The sequence below is a fragment of the Flavobacterium frigoris genome, from assembly GCF_900111075.1.
Classification (GTDB): domain Bacteria; phylum Bacteroidota; class Bacteroidia; order Flavobacteriales; family Flavobacteriaceae; genus Flavobacterium; species Flavobacterium frigoris.
Genome location: NZ_FOFZ01000053.1, coordinates 1 through 1,429 on the forward strand (window position 1 = coordinate 1; position 1,429 = coordinate 1,429).

Consider the following 1,429-nt stretch of genomic DNA (forward strand, 5'->3'; position numbering starts at 1 on the left):
GGATCATAACGAAAACCTGTGGAGTAGCAAAAATTAGGCATATATATTAGTTAGCCTAAAAAGGAAAAACTCAATGTTTCTCACGCCTCTAAATTGAGATCTAAACGCTTTAATTTTTGCATTGAAAGATTCCGCTGATGCATTAGTGCTTCTGTTGTCAAAATAGTTTACGATTGTTTGATAATGATTCTGTATTGATCTAGATATGGTATTAAATGATTTAAATTCAGCCTGAGCTACTTTTTCATGCCATATGGCTAATTTGGTTAAACCATAAATTTTATCCGTAGTATTTTCAAAAACATTTCGTAAGTCTTGAGCAAGCTGATATGCTTTTTCAATATCAGGATATATTTCGAATAATAATTTGGCTCTTTGGGTTTGATTTTCAGACCATTTTGATTTGTTTTTATACAAGACATACCTACTTCTAGCTAATAATTGTTTAATGGTGTCGCCATTTGATAATATCTTGGATTCGAATTTAGTTTTTGTGGTTTTAGCTTTTTCAATAGCATCATTCTCTATATCAATTGCTTGCCATCTATATTTAATCCTGATTTCTTGTAAAGCTTCGAGCGCTAGTTTTTGGACATGGAATCGATCCGTAACTCTTACTGCATTAGAAAAGCATTTCTTAGCAATAAGCCCCATATTAGCCGCCATATCGAGTGTTATTTCGGTGACTGAATTTCTTAGCTTTAGAGGTATTTTTTCTAATATAGCAATTACTGTTTCTGCTTTTGTTCCAGCAACCATGGCTACTATGGTCCCCTTTCTGCCTTTACCAGTTTTGTTGGTTACAATAGTATAGAGTTCGCCATTGGAGAGAGATGTTTCATCGATCGACAAACGTTTCCCAATGTTTTCAGGAAAAACAAGCCATTGCTTTGCGTGCGACTTTTGTTTCCAAGCTGTAAAATCACTTAAGTAATCTTTGTACTGATATTGCAAATTCCTTCCAGAAACCCCGTAGAAAGAGGCGATAGCATTACAATCATTTGGGCTGGAATCTATTGATCTCTTTTAAAAAAGACGCAAACTCCTGTGTTACACGAGTTCCGTCCGCTACTAAATTCCAATTTCTAAAAACCACTTTTCCTGTATCTTCATTAAGCCATCTTCTGCGAGTAATGTGAAGATATACCTGATGTCCACGAATTGGAAAATCCTGAACTGTAATCTCATCAAAGAAGCCTTTTGAACTTAATTTATATTGCCGATATTCTTTAGGAATCGAATTGATCTCTTTTAAATATAAATGTAAAACTTCACCCTCTTTTTTATAAGAAGTCAATTCAAAATATTCAACAATGATTTCAGGTAATAATAACTTGATTAGTTCGCTATAACAATCTTGCATTTGGTATAATTTGGAAACACAAAGATCTAGATTTTAATATTTCCCCACAACAATATGTCTTGATCC

2 protein-coding genes are annotated in these 1,429 nt (G+C 33.6%); both read right to left on the minus strand.

The window, feature by feature from the left end:
* Positions 1–33 precede the first annotated feature (33 nt).
* On the minus strand, positions 34–1,017 hold the full coding sequence (locus BMW63_RS17755) for an ISAon1 family transposase (protein ID WP_074724792.1): 984 nt from the start codon (positions 1,015–1,017) through the stop codon (positions 34–36).
* Positions 998–1,363 carry an ISAon1 family transposase N-terminal region protein gene (locus BMW63_RS17760; protein ID WP_074724793.1) on the minus strand — a complete coding sequence of 122 codons (366 nt, stop codon included), beginning with the start codon at positions 1,361–1,363 and terminating at the stop codon, positions 998–1,000. Before BMW63_RS17760 ends, BMW63_RS17755 begins: the two co-directional genes overlap by 20 nt.
* Positions 1,364–1,429: the final 66 nt, after the last annotated feature.